At 69.0% G+C, this 16,193-nt stretch carries 17 protein-coding genes; 11 read left to right on the top strand and 6 right to left on the bottom strand.

From position 1 onward, the window contains the following. Window positions 1–85: 85 nt before the first annotated feature. Both H9633_RS07760 and H9633_RS07755 read right to left on the bottom strand, forming a co-directional pair. Window positions 86–721, bottom strand: a complete 636-nt coding sequence (locus tag H9633_RS07760) for a hypothetical protein (protein ID WP_191712693.1) — start codon at window positions 719–721, stop codon at window positions 86–88. 9 nt (window positions 722–730) lie between these two features. Next, window positions 731–1,234 carry an amino-acid N-acetyltransferase gene (locus H9633_RS07755; RefSeq protein WP_071641741.1) on the bottom strand — a complete coding sequence of 168 codons (504 nt, stop codon included), beginning with the start codon at window positions 1,232–1,234 and terminating at the stop codon, window positions 731–733. Between the two features lie 101 nt (window positions 1,235–1,335). On the opposite strand from H9633_RS07755, the gene H9633_RS07750 reads away from it, so the two are divergent. Both H9633_RS07750 and H9633_RS07745 read left to right on the top strand, forming a co-directional pair. Beyond that, window positions 1,336–1,860 (top strand): MarR family winged helix-turn-helix transcriptional regulator, encoded by a 525-nt coding sequence (locus H9633_RS07750; protein WP_191712692.1) that lies wholly within the window; start codon window positions 1,336–1,338, stop codon window positions 1,858–1,860. Further along, window positions 1,857–2,657, top strand: a complete 801-nt coding sequence (locus H9633_RS07745) for an SDR family oxidoreductase (protein ID WP_191712691.1) — start codon at window positions 1,857–1,859, stop codon at window positions 2,655–2,657. The genes H9633_RS07750 and H9633_RS07745 overlap by 4 nt, the downstream gene beginning before the upstream one ends. 66 nt (window positions 2,658–2,723) lie before the next feature. On the opposite strand, the gene H9633_RS07740 is transcribed toward H9633_RS07745, so the two are convergent. Continuing rightward, complete coding sequence (locus H9633_RS07740; protein WP_071641747.1) at window positions 2,724–5,243, bottom strand: ATP-dependent Clp protease ATP-binding subunit; 2,520 nt, start codon at window positions 5,241–5,243, stop codon at window positions 2,724–2,726. A gap of 243 nt (window positions 5,244–5,486) precedes the next feature. Between H9633_RS07740 and H9633_RS07735 the strand changes: the two genes are divergently transcribed. Genes H9633_RS07735 through H9633_RS07725 form a run of 3 tightly spaced genes read left to right on the top strand, consistent with a single transcriptional unit; the run spans window position 5,487 to window position 7,098 of the window. Next, the gene (locus H9633_RS07735; protein ID WP_191712690.1) at window positions 5,487–6,110 is read left to right on the top strand and encodes a DUF2975 domain-containing protein; all 624 of its coding nucleotides are present in this window, start codon (window positions 5,487–5,489) and stop codon (window positions 6,108–6,110) included. Next, window positions 6,110–6,862 (top strand): hypothetical protein, encoded by a 753-nt coding sequence (locus tag H9633_RS07730; RefSeq protein ID WP_191712689.1) that lies wholly within the window; start codon window positions 6,110–6,112, stop codon window positions 6,860–6,862. Before H9633_RS07735 ends, H9633_RS07730 begins: the two co-directional genes overlap by 1 nt. Continuing rightward, window positions 6,859–7,098 (top strand): helix-turn-helix domain-containing protein, encoded by a 240-nt coding sequence (locus H9633_RS07725; protein ID WP_191712688.1) that lies wholly within the window; start codon window positions 6,859–6,861, stop codon window positions 7,096–7,098. Before H9633_RS07730 ends, H9633_RS07725 begins: the two co-directional genes overlap by 4 nt. Window positions 7,099–7,157: 59 nt before the next feature. On the opposite strand, the gene H9633_RS07720 is transcribed toward H9633_RS07725, so the two are convergent. Further along, window positions 7,158–8,657 (bottom strand): HNH endonuclease signature motif containing protein, encoded by a 1,500-nt coding sequence (locus H9633_RS07720; protein WP_191712687.1) that lies wholly within the window; start codon window positions 8,655–8,657, stop codon window positions 7,158–7,160. 353 nt (window positions 8,658–9,010) lie between these two features. Here H9633_RS07720 and H9633_RS07715 point away from each other — a divergent pair, with 353 nt between their 5' ends. Together H9633_RS07715 and H9633_RS07710 are read left to right on the top strand one after the other, a co-directional pair. Continuing rightward, window positions 9,011–9,190, top strand: a complete 180-nt coding sequence (locus tag H9633_RS07715) for a helix-turn-helix transcriptional regulator (RefSeq protein WP_191712686.1) — start codon at window positions 9,011–9,013, stop codon at window positions 9,188–9,190. Between the two features lie 185 nt (window positions 9,191–9,375). Beyond that, the gene (locus H9633_RS07710; protein ID WP_191712685.1) at window positions 9,376–10,803 is read left to right on the top strand and encodes a dicarboxylate/amino acid:cation symporter; all 1,428 of its coding nucleotides are present in this window, start codon (window positions 9,376–9,378) and stop codon (window positions 10,801–10,803) included. Between the two features lie 93 nt (window positions 10,804–10,896). Here H9633_RS07710 and H9633_RS07705 read toward each other — a convergent pair whose 3' ends face one another. After that, entirely contained in the window at window positions 10,897–11,187 is a 291-nt protein-coding gene (locus H9633_RS07705) for a MerR family transcriptional regulator (protein ID WP_191712684.1), read from the bottom strand. A gap of 125 nt (window positions 11,188–11,312) precedes the next feature. Here H9633_RS07705 and H9633_RS07700 point away from each other — a divergent pair, with 125 nt between their 5' ends. Continuing rightward, window positions 11,313–11,735, top strand: a complete 423-nt coding sequence (locus H9633_RS07700) for an Hsp20/alpha crystallin family protein (RefSeq protein ID WP_191712683.1) — start codon at window positions 11,313–11,315, stop codon at window positions 11,733–11,735. Window positions 11,736–11,794: 59 nt separating this feature from the next. Then, a complete protein-coding gene (locus H9633_RS07695; protein ID WP_191712682.1) occupies window positions 11,795–12,010 on the top strand; it encodes a DUF2795 domain-containing protein in 216 nt (71 codons plus the stop codon). Between the two features lie 49 nt (window positions 12,011–12,059). On the opposite strand, the gene H9633_RS07690 is transcribed toward H9633_RS07695, so the two are convergent. Beyond that, window positions 12,060–13,769 carry a cation:proton antiporter gene (locus H9633_RS07690; protein ID WP_191712681.1) on the bottom strand — a complete coding sequence of 570 codons (1,710 nt, stop codon included), beginning with the start codon at window positions 13,767–13,769 and terminating at the stop codon, window positions 12,060–12,062. Between the two features lie 119 nt (window positions 13,770–13,888). Between H9633_RS07690 and H9633_RS07685 the strand changes: the two genes are divergently transcribed. Both H9633_RS07685 and H9633_RS13265 read left to right on the top strand, forming a co-directional pair. Continuing rightward, a complete protein-coding gene (locus H9633_RS07685) occupies window positions 13,889–14,932 on the top strand; it encodes an LLM class flavin-dependent oxidoreductase (protein WP_191712680.1) in 1,044 nt (347 codons plus the stop codon). Window positions 14,933–15,039: 107 nt separating this feature from the next. Then, window positions 15,040–16,080: an endonuclease domain-containing protein gene (locus tag H9633_RS13265; protein ID WP_191712679.1), complete on the top strand. Its 1,041-nt coding sequence runs from the start codon at window positions 15,040–15,042 to the stop codon at window positions 16,078–16,080. Window positions 16,081–16,193: the final 113 nt, after the last annotated feature.

Genomic DNA, 16,193 nt, shown 5'->3' with positions numbered 1-16,193 from the left:
AGAACCTGACCTCCATGGTATCCCAAAATATCGTTCGTGTCAGCCACAGATCGAGAAAGAGTTCGAGTCCGCAGTGGCGTTTCGCTCAGCGCAGCATGATCTGCTTGGGCGTCTCGCTGCTGAAACCGCCGATCGACACGGCGACATGATACGAGGCTCCGCCTCCCGGTGCGCGAGGACGATTCTGCTCTGCACAGGTCTCGGTCGATGAGCGCGTGCGATCCCAGACGACCGGCGTCGCGCTGGTGACCGACGAGCCGGCTTCGAGGGTCACGATCATGTCGCTCGATTCCGACTGGCAGTGGGTCGAGCGCCACCACACATCGTCTCCGCTGCTGACAGTGAACGTCTGCGTGCTGGAGCCCACGTTGAGCGTGCAGTCGGCTGCGCCGCGGTTCGTCAGCGAGATCGACAGCTGCGGCAGCGCCTCGGCCGGATAGGTGTCGGCATCGGTGACCGCGGTCACGACCACGTCTTCCGCGGTGCACGCGGCGATGCCCGGGGTCTCGGTGGGCTCCGGGGACGGCGTCGCACTGGAGCTCTCGGGGGTCGGGGTGGTCGTGGCCTCGGGGTCTGGTGTCGGGTCGGCGGGCGCGGCGGCCGACCACGGCTGCGCGATCGCCAGCCACACTCCACCGCCGACGGCGGCGAGCACGAGAACGAGAAGCACCAGCACCGCGAGTCGGCGGCGACGGTAGACGGCGGCGGACTGGCGGGACATGAGTCCAGGCTAATTCAGGTGCTTGATCATCCTCGTGTTGCCGAGCGTGTTCGGCTTGACGTGAGCGAGATCCAGAAACTCCTCCACGCCCGCATCCCCGCTGCGCAGCAGCTGCGAGTACACGTCGGCGTCGACCACCTGCTCGCCGATCGGCTCGAAGCCGCGGCGCGAGAAGAACTCGGTCTCGAACGTGAGACAGAACAGCCGAGTCAGCCCGAGCTGTCGCGCGCGATGCTCGAGGTCGGTGACGATCGCGCGGCCGACGCCGTGGCGCAGGTAGTCGTCGCGCACGAGCAGGGTGCGCACCTCGCCCAGGTCCTCCCACATCACGTGCAGGGCGCCGCAGCCGATCAGCTGGCCGTCGGCCTCGGCGATGACGAACTCCTGCACGGCGCCGTAGAGCACGGCGAGATCCTTGCCGAGCAGGATGCGCTGGTCGACGAGCGGCTCCAGCAGCGCGTGGATGCCGATGACGTCTGTGCTGCGGGCGGGGCGGACGAGGAAGTCTGTCACGGCTCCACCCTAGATCGACCGACCCGCAGCGAATCCGCATGACCGCCGGGAGTCGGCATCCTCATATGATTGCTTGAGGCAACTACATGTAGAGTGAGAGCATGCCCGCCGACGCCCCATCCCCCGAGAGCGTGCTGGTGCAGGCGCTCACGCTTCTCGTCGCACGATGGTCGTCGCCGAACGTGCAGCGCGCCGTCGCGCAGAGCGCCGGCGTCACCGTCGACGCCGCCGACGTGTCGGCGCTGTACGTGCTGGGGCTGCACGGGCCGCTGCGCGCCGGCGATCTCGCGGAGGCGATGCACATCAGCCGGCCCACCGTCAGCAAGCAGCTGTCGCGGCTCGAGCGGGCGGGGATGATCCGTCGCGAATCCGATCCCGTCGACGGTCGGGCGACCATCGTCGGCCTCTCCGCCGAAGGCGCCGCCGCCCACCGGCGGCTGCTCGCGCAGGGCATCCGGATGATGCGTCACGCACTGCGCGACACGTCACGCGACGACGCCGCCGCCTTGGCCGCCCAGGTCGCCGAACTCGTCGCCCGGCTGGGCGTCACCGACTTCCCCGGCGACTCCGCCGGGGACACGCCGCGCCCCCACCCGGAGCGCAGATCTGAGGAGGATCAGTCATGAACCGCACCTATGTCGTCACCGGATCGGCATCCGGCATCGGCGAGACCACCGCGCGGCTGCTGCGCAAGCGCGGCGCCCGGGTGATCGGCATCGATCTGCGCGACGCCGACGTCGAGGCCGACCTCAGCACGGCGGAGGGTCGTCAGTCGGCGGCCGCCGCCGCGATCGAGCTCGCCGGCGGCACGGTGGATGCCGTGATCGCCTGCGCCGGCATCTCGGCCCCCATCGCGAAGACGCTCTCGGTGAACTACTTCGGCGTCGTCGAGCTGCTCGAAGCCCTGCGTCCCGCGCTGGTGCGCTCGTCGGCTCCGCGCGCGGCCGTGGTGTCGTCGATGGCCTCGCTGCAGCAGAGCCCGCCCGAGCTGGTCGAGGCGGCGCTGTCGGGCGACGAGGCGGCGACGCTCGCGATCGCCGAGCAGCTGACCGCGCAGGGTCCGCGCGAGGCGTACCAGGTGTACCCGGCGTCGAAGCGCGCGCTCTCGCGCTGGGTGCGCCGCCGTTCCATCTCGCCGGAGTGGGCGGGCGCCGGCATCCCGCTCAACGCGGTCGCCCCCGGCACCGTGCTCACCCCGATGACCGAGCAGCTGCTCGCCACCGAGGAGGGGCGCGCGATGGTCGACGCGGCGGTGCCGATGCCGCTGAACAGCCACCAGCCGCCCGAGTCGATCGCGAACCTGCTGATCTGGCTGACCGGGGTCGAGAACACGCACCTGGCCGGGCAGGTCATCTACGACGACGGCGGCGCGGATGCCACGCTGCGCGGCGACGACATCTGGTCGTGGAACGACCCGCGCTGATCTGAGCACAAGAAGAGGCCGGATGCCATGGCATCCGGCCTCTTCTTCGCTGTCTGACCGGTCGGGTCAGCCGGCCGCGATCTCGGGGGTGGTCGAGATGCCGCCGCCGGTGTTGATGCCGACCGACACCTTCTCGCCGCGCGGGGCGTGCTCGAAGGCGAACTTGCCGTCGACGACGTCGACCTTCACGTGGTCGCCGGTGTTCAGCTGACCGTGCAGGATGCGCTCGGAGAGCTGGTCCTCGATCTCGCGCTGCATGGCACGACGCAGCGGACGCGCACCCAGGGCGGGGTCGAACCCGATGTCGATGAGCTTGTCCTTCGCGGCATCCGACAGCTCGACGGTCATGTCGCGGTCGAGCAGGCGGTCGCCGAGCTGCTTCGTGAACAGACCCACGATCTGGCGCAGTTCGTCCTTGTTCAGCTGCGGGAAGACGATGATGTCGTCGAGACGGTTGAGGAACTCGGGCTTGAAGTGGCGCTTGAGCTCTTCGTCGACCTTGCCCTTCATCCGCTCGTACGTCGTCTGCGAGTTGCCCTCGATCTGGAAGCCGACCGGGCCACCGGCGATCGCCGACGAGCCGAGGTTCGTCGTCATGATGATCACGGTGTTCTTGAAGTCGACGATGCGTCCCTGACCGTCGGTCAGACGACCCTCTTCGAGGATCTGCAGCAGCGAGTTGAAGATGTCGGGGTGCGCCTTCTCGATCTCGTCGAACAGCACGACCGAGAACGGCTTGCGGCGCACCTTCTCGGTGAGCTGGCCGCCCTCTTCGAATCCGACGAATCCGGGAGGGGCTCCGAACAGACGCGACACGGTGTGCTTCTCACCGAACTCGCTCATGTCGAGGGAGATGAGCGCGGCCTCGTCGTCGAACAGGAACTCGGCGAGCGCCTTGGCGAGCTCGGTCTTTCCGACACCGGTGGGGCCGGCGAAGATGAACGAGCCACTGGGGCGCTTCGGGTCCTTGAGGCCCGCGCGCTGCCGGCGGATCGTGCGGCTGAGCGCGGCGATCGCCTCTTCCTGGCCGATGACGCGCTGGTGCAGCGCCTTCTCCATGAAGACGAGTCGGCTCGACTCCTCTTCGGTGAGCTTGAACACCGGGATGCCGGTGGCCTGGGCGAGCACCTCGGCGATCAGGCCCTCGTCGACGACCGCCTGGGTCGCGACGTCACCCGAGCGCCACTGCTTCTCGAGGCGCAGCCGCTCACCGAGCAGCTCCTTCTCCTGATCGCGCAGGGATGCCGCCTTCTCGAAGTCCTGCTCCTCGGAGGCTGCCTCCTTGTCCTGGCGGACCTTGGCGATCTTCTCGTCGAACTCGCGCAGCTCGGGCGGCGACGACAGGATGCTGAGGCGCAGGCGCGCGCCTGCCTCGTCGATCAGGTCGATCGCCTTGTCGGGCAGGAAGCGGTCGGACACGTAGCGGTCGGCGAGGTTCGCCGCGGCGACGATGGCGCCGTCGGTGATCTGCACCTTGTGGTGCGCCTCGTAGCGGTCGCGCAGTCCCTTGAGGATGTTGATCGCGTGCGGGAGGGTCGGCTCGTTCACCTGGACGGGCTGGAAGCGACGCTCGAGCGCGGCATCCTTCTCGAAGTACTTGCGGTACTCGTCGAGGGTGGTGGCGCCGATGGTCTGCAGCTCGCCGCGGGCGAGCAGCGGCTTGAGGATGGATGCCGCGTCGATCGCGCCCTCTGCGGCGCCCGCGCCGACGAGGGTGTGGATCTCGTCGATGAAGACGATGATGTCACCGCGGGTGCGGATCTCCTTCGTGACCTTCTTCAGGCGCTCTTCGAAGTCTCCGCGGTAGCGGGAGCCGGCGATGAGCGAGCCGAGGTCGAGCGAGTAGAGCTGCTTGTCCTTGAGCGTCTCGGGAACGTTGCCCTTGACGATCGCCTGGGCGAGGCCCTCGACGACGGCGGTCTTGCCGACGCCGGGCTCGCCGATGAGGACGGGGTTGTTCTTCGAGCGGCGCGAGAGGATCTGCATGACCCGCTCGGCCTCCTTCTCGCGGCCGATTACCGGGTCGAGCTTGCCGTCGCGCGCAGCCTGGGTGAGGTTGCGGCCGAACTGGTCGAGCACCTGCGAGCCGCCCTGGGCCGCCTGCTGGCTCTCGTTGGTGGTGGCTCCGACCGACGCGGTCTCGCGACCGGGGGCACCGGAGAGCAGCTGGATGACCTGCTGGCGCACCTTGTTGAGGTCGGCGCCGAGCTTGACGAGCACCTGAGCGGCGACGCCCTCGCCTTCACGGATGAGGCCGAGCAGAATGTGCTCGGTGCCGATGTAGTTGTGGCCGAGCTGCAGCGCTTCGCGCAGGCTCAGCTCGAGCACCTTCTTCGCGCGCGGCGTGAAGGGGATGTGGCCGGTCGGCTGCTGCTGCCCCTGGCCGATGATGTCCTGCACCTGCTCGCGCACGGCGTCGAGAGAGATGCCGAGGCTCTCGAGCGCTTTGGCGGCGACGCCCTCACCCTCGTGGATGAGGCCGAGGAGGATGTGCTCGGTGCCGATGTAGTTGTGGTTGAGCATCTTCGCCTCTTCTTGGGCGAGGACGACGACCCGGCGGGCTCGGTCGGTGAATCTCTCGAACATGCTGTGACTCCTTTTCGCGCGGGGCGAAGCGGCGGTGGCGCCGTGTACATCGAGAGTAACGACCGTGGCGGCGAGGAATGCCCGTGTTCGCCGTCGGCATACGTTTCTGCCGTCGGCCGGGCTTCCGGATGCCGCGTTCGCTCGCGGAGCGGGCCTGAACGGCGACCATGTGTTGACACCCATATCGATGGTCGTTATGTTAACGAAGACCGATAACAACGACTATCGATATGCAGGGTGGATATGGAGACCAGGGAAGGCGCTCAGGCAGAGCGCACACTGAGCAGGGGTGACACCGTCAGTCTGGCGCTGTTCGTCATCGCGGGGGTGGCTATCGCGCTGTGGACGGTGTGGAACGTCGCCGCCCGCATCGCCGAATTGGTCGGCGGCGGCCCGCTCCAGGTTCTGGTGGAGTTCGTCGACACGAGGGCCGATGCGAAGGTCGGCGGCACGACCCTCCCGGTCGAGCTCGATCGAGCGGTCATCAGCGTCGAGGGTCTCGACGCGATAGGCGTGGTCGCGGGGGTACTGGGGCAGATCGCGTTCGGTGTCACGATCGTCGTCGTGGTGGCGTGTCTGATCGCGCTGAGCCGCAACATCCTCCGCGGGCGCGTGTTCGGCAAGGCGAACACCCGGCTCGTGGCGGTCGGCGGCATAGTCGGCCTGGTCGGTGCCGCCGCGTCGCACTTCTTCGACAACATGCTCGCGAACGCGGCGATGGCGCACGCGATCGACGGCCCGTTCGACACCGCTGTGATCACGGTGGAGCCGTTCACCTTCGTGCTGGCCGCTTTCGCTCTGGCGGTGGTCGGTTCGGTGTTCGTGGTCGGCGACCGGCTGCAGCGCGAGACGGAGGGCCTGGTCTGATGGGCGTCCTGCTGTGGGTGCTGGCTGCCGCGCTCGTCGTCGGGTTGGGGATCGCGGTCGTCTTCTTCGTCCGGAGCAGCGCGGGCGCTTCGCACGACGGGGAGCCCGCGGTCATCCGGGTGACCTTCTGGGTCACACTGCTGTGGGCGGGCATCGCGATCGCCGGCGCGCTCGTGACTGCTGTCGCGACGCTGGTGCAGAGCGCCGTGCAGATCACCGTGCCCACAGCCGCGTACTGGCCCGCGCTGCCGGAGGGTGCGTTCGTCGAGGGCGCGAGCGCGACGCGGACCGACGGCGGCTTCACCGATGCCGACGTGGTGGTCGAGGGCCTGAGCACGGGTGCGCGGGTGTGCTGGGCGATCGGGCAGGCGCTGTGGTGGTTGGTTCCGGGCGCCGTCGGGGCCCTGGTCGCCATGTCGTGCTATCAGCTGCTGCGCGGGCGCGCCTTCGCGCCGGTGCTGTCGCGGATGTCCATGGTGACGGCGGTCGTGGTCTGCCTCGGCGGCATCGGTGCTCAGGTGCTGTCGGACATCGCGGGAAGCATGGCGTCGGCTGAGCTTCTCGCGTACTCCGGTGGCGGCTACGAGGAGGTCGCCGGTATCGACGACGTGCTGGATGCCTGGTGGCCCGACCCGATGTTCAGCGTCACCCTTCCGTTCTGGCCGATCGCGGCCGGGCTGGCGTTCGCCGCTCTTGCGGTGATCCTGCGCAGCGGGACGCGGCTGCAGCGGGATACGGAGGGGCTGGTATGACGCCGGCGGAGGCGGATGACGAGGTCACAGGCATCCACTGTCGTCTGGATGAGCTGCTCACCGAGCGCGGGATGACGCTGACCGAGTTGAGCGCTCGGGTGGGCGTGAGCATCGTGAACCTGTCGGTGCTGAAGAACGATCGGGCGCGGGCGATCAGGTATTCGACGCTGCGTGCGGTGTGCGACGCGCTCGAGTGCGAGGTGGGTGACCTGCTCGTGCTGGCGCATCGCGACTGACTCGGCGCGCTGCGGGGGCGCTGGCGCACCGGCCGGAACCAGTCCTCGAGCTCCGCGGGTCAGGCGATGGCCGGCCGGAATCGCAACGGCGGTGGCCCGAGCGCACCCCACGCGTAGGAGAGGAATGCTCTCGCGCGCAATGCGCGCACTTCTCCCCCGGGGTCGTGAAGCTGGAAGTCGTCCTTCCCGTCGCGCGTGATGCGCCATCCCCCATGGTGGAGTTCCATGTGGTGGAAGCGGCAGAGCAGGATCCCGCGGTCGATGTCGGTGCGCCCGCCGTCGCGATGCCATTCGTCGATGTGGTGCGATTCGCAGTACGAGGCGGGGCGGTCGCATCCCGTCCACCGGCAGCCTCCGTCGCGCAGGGCGAGGGCGATGCGCTGCGTGGGTGTGAAGAGGCGCTGTTCTCGGCCGACGTCGAGCGGATTGCCGCACGCGTCGACGCGCACGGGCACGATGCCGGAGTCGCAGATGTGCTGATCGATCATGGCATCCGGAACCGCACCGAGTCCGTCTTCGGCGTAACCCACGCGCGCGCCGTCGTCGTCGACCACCTGCACCAGTCGCACCCCGGCCTGCCGGGTGCCGAACACGTCTCTTGCGTCGGCGAGCGCGCCCGCGCGAAGCAGATCGATGATGAGGTCGTACTGCAGCTGCTCGTTGGTGCGCGGATCGTCGCTCAGGGCTTTGGCCTTGGCCTGCTCTTCCGAGTCCACGAATCGGGGGCCGCCTCTGCGGGGCCGCAGCGCGGCATTGATGAGCGTGCTGACGAGCGTCGCACCGTGGTCGTCGTAGGCGATGCTGGCGCGACGCACTCCGTACTGGTCGGTCCACACGCGATAGGAGCGGTTCTCATACCGGTCGCGGAACCGCTGCTCGGCACCTTCAGGGTCGAGCAGGTCGCGGATCGCCCTGGCCGCCGCGCCGAGTTCTTCCGTGGTGCGCTCCGCCGCCTCGGTGACGAGTTCTTCGGCGGCCTGCGCCCACGCAGCGCGGACGTGGTCATTGACGTCGTGTCGCTGCTGATCGTCGACGATCCCGTCGACGGCGGGCGGCTCACCGAGCCCTCGCTCGATGACGTCGAACTGGGTCGTGCTGATCCGCCCGTCCCGTCGCGCGACGCGCAGCGGCTCGCGCCAGTCGACCGGGCGCCACGCGGCATCCGGGTCGGCGGAAGCATCCGGATGCGGGAGATCCAGCAGCGACTGTCCCGTCTCTCCGCCGAGCATCGCCTCGCCGACGCGCACCTGCCGGGAGGCGTCCGCCTTGCTCGAGCCGGTGATCTTCTGCACGAGCGAGGCGGCGCTGCGGTGGCCCTCTTTCTGCGCGGCGCCGGAGTGGCCGGCGTCGCGGTGCGAGCGGGTGGCGATGACGCCGACCGCGATCAGCCGCAGCTGCTCGGCGTGCTGCAGCGCCTCGTTGGCTTCACGCAGGACGGCGACGACCTCGGCATCCGTCATGGCGGTTACCGCGTACTGCGCCTGCGTGAGCGACGCGCACGCGTCGCCCCGGTCGCGCAGGGTCGGGACGAGCGCCGCGACCTCGGTAAAAGTTGCCATACTTCATAGTCGCAGGGGCCACCGACATTGGTATGAATACTCGAACCCCGAGGGTCCGTCAGCCCGTCAGGCCGTATTGCAGAATGTACGCGTCGAAGGCCGGGATGAACTCGGCCTCGGTCACGATCGGTATGCCGTGGGTGCGGGCTGTCTTGGGCGCGCCGGCCATTGCACCTCCAGGGCGTCAACCCCGGATCGGTACTTGTACCCGGGTGCGTTAACCCTGGCACAGATCGCCTGGATTCCTCACGCTTGACGAGTGCCCCGCGTCCCCTCCCCTGCTGCCGCTCGCATCGGCGAGCTGATCGCGGACGAACGCAGGCGTCGCGGCATCACCCAGGACGAGTTTGGCGGTGCTCACCCAGATCGATTCGTCGAACATCCGCGGCTACGAGAAGGGCCGCGCGCTGATGGGCATCCCGACGCTGGTCCGCATCGCGGATGCGCTCAAGGTCGAACCGGGGATGCTGCTGGACGGCGTCACGGTGGACATGTTCGCTCTGCCCGCCGAGGACGGACGTCGGCGGGCGTAGGCGGGTCGCTGCGTTTCGACTCGCTTCGCTCGCTCAACGACCGGGGGTGCTCGCTCAACGACCGGGGTGGGGTGGGCGCTCCGCCGAGGGCGTCACGCTTCGTCACATCCATTCGCAGGAATACGACGATCCGCTTAGCGTTTAGTCCACGTGAAGCGCACTCCGCGCAGACAATTGGAGTCCCCTTGAGCACCTCTTCATCCACCGCGCGCGCCCAGAAGGCGCCCGACACCCGAAGCCCGGCACGCAAGCTGCTGACGTCGTTCGGTTTCCAGATCATCGCCGCCCTCATCCTGGGCATCGGCGTCGGACTGATCTCCGTCTCGCTCGGCGCCTCAGCCGAGAACCCGACCCCGCTGTCGGACACGCTCGACCGCATCGGCAGCTCGTACGTCACGCTGCTGCGTGCGGCCGTGGTCCCGCTGATCTTCACGGCGATCGTGGCGAGCATCTCCAACCTGCGCCGCGTGCAGAACGCGGCCCGCCTCGCGGGTCAGACGATCCTCTGGTTCGGCATCACCGCGTTCATCGCCGTGATCATCGGCATCGCCCTCGGTCTGGTCATCCAGCCCGGCTCGAAGGCCGGCGCCGGCCTCGAGACCGGCGACCCGTACACGGTCGGCACCTGGTGGAACTTCCTGCTCGGGCTCATCCCGCAGAACTTCCTCGGACTCACCGTCTCGACCAACCCCGGCCCCGTCGAGGGCACGCTGGTGTCGAACGTGAACTTCAACATCCTGCAGGTCATCGTCGTGGCCGCGGTCGTCGGCATCGCCGCTCTGAAGGCCGGCCGCAAGGCCGAGCCGTTCCTCGCCTTCACCGAGTCGCTGCTGAAGGTCATCCAGCGCGTGCTGTGGTGGATCATCCGCATCGCCCCGATCGGCACCTTCGGCCTCATCGGCGCCGCCGTCGTCAAGTACGGCTGGGACAAGCTGACCTCGCTCGCCTGGTTCGCCGGCGCGATCTACATCGGCCTCGCCCTCGTGATCTTCGTGGTCTACCCGATCCTCGTGAAGACCCACGGCCTGTCGATCAAGCAGTACTTCTCGGGCGTCTGGCCCGCCGTGCAGCTGGCCTTCGTCAGCCGCTCGTCGATCGGCACCCTGCCGCTCACCGAGCGCGTCACCGAGCGCAACCTCGGCGTGCCCCGCGGCTACGCGTCGTTCGCTGTGCCGCTCGGCGCGACCACCAAGATGGACGGCTGCGCCGCGATCTACCCGGCCATCTCCGCGATCTTCGTCGCGCAGTTCTTCGACATCCAGCTGAGCTTCATCCAGTACCTGCTGATCGTGATCGTCTCGGTCGTGGGTTCGGCAGCGACCGCGGGCACCACCGGCGCCATCGTGATGCTGACCCTCACCCTGTCGACCCTGGGCCTGCCGCTCGAGGGCGTCGGACTGCTGCTCGCCATCGACCCGATCCTCGACATGGGCCGCACCGCGGTGAACGTCGCGGGCCAGGCGCTGGTTCCGACGATCGTCGCCAAGCGCGAGGGCATCCTCGACGAGGAGCTCTACAACGCTCCTCGCAACGGCCTGCCGTTCGCGGAAGACATCGACGACGCGGATGCCGTGGAGCCGGATGCCACGAAGGAGCCGGCCGGCGCTCGCTGACCTCGCTCACCCGCAGAAAGCGCCTCGCCCTGACAGGGCGGGGCGCTTTCTGCATCCGGATGCCCTGGCATCCCCCGACCCGCGCCGGTGACGTCAGCGCGAGCGGCGCTCCTCCTCCAGCTCGCGCCGCAGGTCGCCGTTCTCGTCTTCCAGATCGAGCACACGGCCGATGCCGGCAAGGTTCACCCCGGCATCCCGCAGCTCGGCGACCCGGCGCAGGCGGTCGATGTCGTCGTCGCTGTACCGCCTCGTTCCACCGTCGCTGCGGAACGGAGTCAACAGCCCTCGTCGCTCGTACAGCCGCAGCGTCGCCTCGGGGACATCGGCGAGATCGGCCGCGACGGCGATCCCGTACACCGGAGTTGCACCGTCGCGCTCGGCCATTCGGCATCCATCCTCGTACTTGAAATCTGTTCGAACTGGAGCTATAAATATACATCACCGGATGCAGATTTCCTGCATCGGTCACAGCGCCGCCGGCCGGCGGCCCATAGTGAGAGGAGAACACCATGGCCATGACCCTCGACCCGATCAGTCAGCTCGATCGTTTCGCTGCGAGCGTGCTGGACTCCGTACGCGCCCCGCGCGTGATGCCCGTCGACCTCTGCCGCGACGGCGACCGCTATGTCCTGCATGCCGACATCCCGGGCGCCGACCCCGGCTCGATCGACGTCGATCTCGACGGCTCGCAGCTGTCGATCCGCGCCCAGCGCACCGCCGACACCGGCGAGGGCATGCGCTGGATCGCCCGCGAGCGCGGCACCGGAACCTACTTCCGGCAGTTCACGCTCGGCGACGGCGTCGACCTCGAGCGCATCAGCGCGTCGTACGACAGCGGCGTGCTCTCGGTGATCATCCCGGTCAGCGAGCGTGCGAAGCCGCGCCGCATCCAGGTCGAGTCGACCGACACCCGCGAGGCGATCAGCGCCTGATCCGCAGCGGGGAGCGCCCTCCCGGGCGTTCCCCGCCCTGATCCGGAAAGGAATGTCTCATGTCCCCCTCCCCCGACCTCCGCCGGTTCCTCGCTGAGATGGAGTTCCCCGCCACGAAGGACGACCTGGTGCGCGAAGCCATCCGCGACGGGCTCGACCGCGACGACATCGCCGCCATCGAGCAGCTCCGCGGGTACAGCTACAGCGCCCGGTGGCAGATCCTCACCGCGCTGCGCCTGGGCCGCCCGTCCGCTGACGCCCTCGTGCCTGCCTGAGCTCGCAGCGCCCTGGCCGCGTGGCACCTGAGCGCCGGGCACCCGGCGCTCAGGTGCGCAGCGACATCCTCGTGTCGAGCGCGAGCTCTTCGGCATCCATCGCCGCGATCAGCTCGTGCATGACCTCCTCGCTGAGGTTGCCGGCGCGCCGCTCCTCCAGCAGCAGGTCGCGGCGCACCGACAGCCAGCCCTTCGCCATCGCCGCGAACTGCTCCGGCGATGGTCGCACCGGCCGCTCTTCCGCCGGCTCCTCGCCGGCCTGGTCGGCGCCCGCCTGCATGCGCACGAGACGCTCGGCATACGCGTCGAACGCCGGCAGCCGCTCCTCGCCGTGCTCCTTCACCCACGCGCGCCTCGCCTCGCGCAGGTAGGCCTTGCCGACGTCGCGGCTGCGTTCGCGCACGGATGCCAGCTGTCTGGCATCCTCCCGCGCCTCCTCGTCGTCCACGACCCCCAGCGCACCGATCAGCCACGGCAGGGTGAGCCCCTGCAGCAGCAGGGTGCCGACGGTCACGACGAAGGCGACCACGACGATCGCGTCGGCCGCCCGCGCATCGAGACCCGCGAGATCGACCGCGGCGAGCGCGGTCGCCAACGTGACCACTCCGCGCATGCCGGCCCACGAGATCACCGCGTTGTCGCGCCACGAGAGCGTGGTCTCGGTCAGCCGGCGCCGCAGCTGCTCCTCGGTGAGCGGTCGCCGACGACGACGCCTGTTCGCGAGCGGAAGCGCCTTCTTCGCCGCCGACATCTTCTCCCACCGGCGCAGACGCAGCTTCGTCCAGCGCTGGCCCCACGCGCCCGCCGGGTACACGAAGAGCGGCCGCACGACGAGCACCGCCAGCAGGACGATCACCGCCAGCAGCAGGATGGTCCCGCCCTCGCCGTCTTCCAGCTCGCCGATCACTCGCGGCAGCTGCAGCCCGATGTACGCGAACACGAACGACTCGAGCAGGAAGTCGGCCGACAGCCACAGCGGGGCCTCCTGCTGCCTGGTCGCGTAACTCGTCTTGGGAGCGTTGAACCCGACGAACAGCCCCATCGCGACGACCGCCAGCACGCCCGATCCGAGCAGCTGCTCGGCGATCGCGTACGCGCCGAAGGGCGCGAGCAGACCGAAGGTGCCGTTCACGACCGGATCGTCGACGCGCATCCGCAGCTGGTGCAGCGCGATACCGAACACCAGCCCGACCGCGACCCCGATCACCACGGCGAGCGCGAACTGCCAGATCCCGTCCCAGATCGACACCGTGGCGCCGGCGACGATCGCCGCGAACACCCGGAACATGGTCAGCGACGTGGCGTCGTTGATCAGGCTCTCCCCCGACAGCACCGTCATCACCCGCCGCGGCAGGCCGAGCCGGCGGCCGATGGACGCCGCAGACACGGCATCCGGAGGGGCGACGATCGCCCCCAGCAGCAGGGCTCCCGGCAGGGTCAGCTCGGGCATCACCCACCACGCCAGCAAGCCCACGACGACAGCGGTGACGACGACGAGACCGACACCCAGCCGTCGGATCTGCGGCATCGCCCGGTGGAAGCTGAGGAACGACACGTCGAGCGCCGCCGAGTACAGCAGCGGCGGCAGCACGACGTTCAGCAGCAGGTGTCCGTCGATCGCGACATCCGGCACGAACGGGAGGAAGGATGCCAGCAGCGCGACGACCGTGACCAGCAGCGGTGCGGGCCATCCTCTTCGGCGGGCTACGGCTGCGACCGCCACGGCGCCGACGACGATGAAGAAGATGCTGGACTCCATTCCAGGAAGGGTACGCCTGCGATGCGCCCCGGTGATCCGCTCGGGGATGCGTCCGGGGATCTGCGCTGGATCCGCCCGGTGCGGAATGCGCGCGCGGCGACCGACGTTGTCCTCTGACGATGACTACTCCCGCGCTCTCCGTCCTCGATCTCGTTCCCGTCCGCACCGGCCAGACCAGCGCGCAAGCCATCGCGTCGTCGATGCAGCTCGCCCAGCACGCCGATGCGCTCGGGCTCACCCGGTACTGGTTCGCCGAGCACCACAACATGCCGTCGGTGGCATCGACCACACCGCCGGTCCTGATCGCCGCCGCGGCCGCGCGCACGCAGCGGATCCGCGTCGGCTCGGGTGGCGTCATGCTGCCCAACCACGCGCCTCTGATCGTGGCCGAGCAGTTCGCCGCCCTCGAGGCGCTCGCACCGGGACGCATCGACCTCGGCATCGGCCGGGCACCGGGCAGCGACCCCGTGATCACGCATCTGCTGCGCCAGTCGGGCACCACCGGAGACGTCGACCGCTTCCCCGCGCACGTGCAGGACATCGCCGCGATGGTGCAGTCCGACGGCGCGACGGTGCGCTTCACCAGCGGCGGCGAATACGGCGTGAAGGCGACGCCCGCGGCATCAGGATCCCCCACGATCTGGCTGCTGGGCTCGAGCGACTACTCCGCCCAGCTCGCCGCCGCGCAGGGGCTGCCGTACGTGTTCGCGAACCACTTCGCGGGAGTCGGCCTGGAGCGCGCCCTCGACCTGTACCGCTCGCAGTTCCGCCCGTCCGAGACGCTCGACGCGCCGCTCACCTTTCTCACCGCGAACGTGGTTGCCGCGCCGTCGGCGGAGGAAGCGGAGGCCCGCGCCCTGCCGCAGCTGCGCGCGATGGCGCGCTTGCGCGGCAACAAGCCGATGAGGCCGCTCGAGACGGTCGACGAGGCGCAGCGCGGTGCGGCTGAGCATCCGGATACCCAGGAGCAGACCCTCATCGACGCGATGCGTCAGCGCTGGCTGATCGGCGAGGGTGCCGAGGTTCGGTCGTCTCTGGCCGCATTCGCCGCGCAGCACGGCGTCGACGAGATCATGATGTCGCCGGTCGCCGGCGCCTACGACGGCGAGCCGCTCGATGCCGCCACCGGGCGCGCGCAGACTCTCGACCTGCTGGTGGCGTAGGCCGCGCCGCTCTTCACGGGGTGCGGGGTCAGTTGCGCACGTTTTCGGGGACGGAACCGTACGTTTGTGACCCGCGGAGGCGCGGGTCGGCGCCCACGATGACTCCTGTGGTCACCGCGCACGATGGCGCCTTGCTTGTCCACAGATTGCGCGGATCCGAACGTTGCCCACAGCAGCTGGGGTATGCACGGGTCCGCGGTCGGTCGCAGGTCGACCATGGAGAGATGCGAGCCAGGACGCCTCTTCCCCCAACACTCGGTGAGCGGTTCACCGTCAAAGAGGCGTCCGGCGCGGGCGTCCCGCGGCGGCGCCGGGACGCTCCGGACCTCGCCCGGCCGTATCGCGGCATCCGAGTCACGACGGAACCCGAGACGTTCGACGACCGAGGGACGGCCTACGCTCCGCGTCTTGCTGCGGATCAGCGCTTCGGCGGTAGGACGGCGGCGCGCATCTGGCGGATGCCTGTGCCTTCGACGTGGGAGGAGGACGAGACACTCCATGTGTTCGTGCCCACAAGCGGTTCCCGCCCGCGCACTGCCGGTGTCACCGGGCTTCGTCTTGCCCCGGAGCGGCTCACCCTCCATCGGATCGACGATGTGCCTGTACTCGATCCTGTCGCGACGCTCTTCTCCTGTGCGAAAGGGCTCACCAAGCTCGAAGCGGTGACCCTGATCGACTCGATCCTCACCACCGCCACGAACTATCCGGGGCTCCGCCTGAGCCGTCCGCACGTGACGATCGATGACATCGCGGAGCGCCTCGATGTCTGGAACCGCTTTCCGGGATGTGGCACGATCCGCGAGGCTCTGGCACTCGCCTCCTACGACGTCGAATCGCCGAAGGAGACCGAGACCCGACTGCTCATGCGGACGTGCGGGCTGCCAGAGCCGGTGGTTCAGTACAGAGTTCTGAACGGCCTCATGCTCGTCGCGCGCACCGATCTCGCGTACCCCGAGCTGAAGATCGCGATCGAGTATGAAGGCGATGGGCATCGTACGAGTGCCGAGCAGTGGCGGCGAGACATCCGGCGTCAGCGTGAGCTGGAAGCGCTCGGCTGGATCGTGATCCGCCTCACCCAGGACGACCTCAACAATGCCGACGCGCTGATCAGACGAATCCGCGGCGCCATCGCATCCCGCTCGGCCTGACCCGCCCGGCAGGTCCCGCCCCTTGCGAGGTCAGTCCCGTACGCTTTCGGCCAGATCCGCGTACACAACTGACCCCGCACACGAGCGGAGCGGGTCGCGTGCGCACGCCGACG

Source organism: Microbacterium commune (assembly GCF_014836945.1).
In the GTDB taxonomy this organism is placed as follows: Bacteria; Actinomycetota; Actinomycetes; order Actinomycetales; family Microbacteriaceae; genus Microbacterium; species Microbacterium commune.
This window is presented reverse-complemented; position numbering and strand designations above follow the sequence as displayed.

Coding starts and splice junctions, on each gene's coding strand:
- H9633_RS07750 (WP_191712692.1), top strand. CDS start 1,336: ATGCCCGCCGACGCCCCATCCCCCGAGAGCGTGCTGGTGCAGGCGCTC.
- H9633_RS07685 (WP_191712680.1), top strand. CDS start 13,889: ATGACTACTCCCGCGCTCTCCGTCCTCGATCTCGTTCCCGTCCGCACC.
- H9633_RS07700 (WP_191712683.1), top strand. CDS start 11,313: ATGGCCATGACCCTCGACCCGATCAGTCAGCTCGATCGTTTCGCTGCG.
- H9633_RS07695 (WP_191712682.1), top strand. CDS start 11,795: ATGTCCCCCTCCCCCGACCTCCGCCGGTTCCTCGCTGAGATGGAGTTC.
- H9633_RS07720 (WP_191712687.1), bottom strand. CDS start 8,657: ATGGCAACTTTTACCGAGGTCGCGGCGCTCGTCCCGACCCTGCGCGAC.
- H9633_RS07740 (WP_071641747.1), bottom strand. CDS start 5,243: ATGTTCGAGAGATTCACCGACCGAGCCCGCCGGGTCGTCGTCCTCGCC.
- H9633_RS07725 (WP_191712688.1), top strand. CDS start 6,859: ATGACGCCGGCGGAGGCGGATGACGAGGTCACAGGCATCCACTGTCGT.
- H9633_RS07690 (WP_191712681.1), bottom strand. CDS start 13,769: ATGGAGTCCAGCATCTTCTTCATCGTCGTCGGCGCCGTGGCGGTCGCA.
- H9633_RS07760 (WP_191712693.1), bottom strand. CDS start 721: ATGTCCCGCCAGTCCGCCGCCGTCTACCGTCGCCGCCGACTCGCGGTG.
- H9633_RS07745 (WP_191712691.1), top strand. CDS start 1,857: ATGAACCGCACCTATGTCGTCACCGGATCGGCATCCGGCATCGGCGAG.
- H9633_RS07735 (WP_191712690.1), top strand. CDS start 5,487: ATGGAGACCAGGGAAGGCGCTCAGGCAGAGCGCACACTGAGCAGGGGT.
- H9633_RS07730 (WP_191712689.1), top strand. CDS start 6,110: ATGGGCGTCCTGCTGTGGGTGCTGGCTGCCGCGCTCGTCGTCGGGTTG.
- H9633_RS07705 (WP_191712684.1), bottom strand. CDS start 11,187: ATGGCCGAGCGCGACGGTGCAACTCCGGTGTACGGGATCGCCGTCGCG.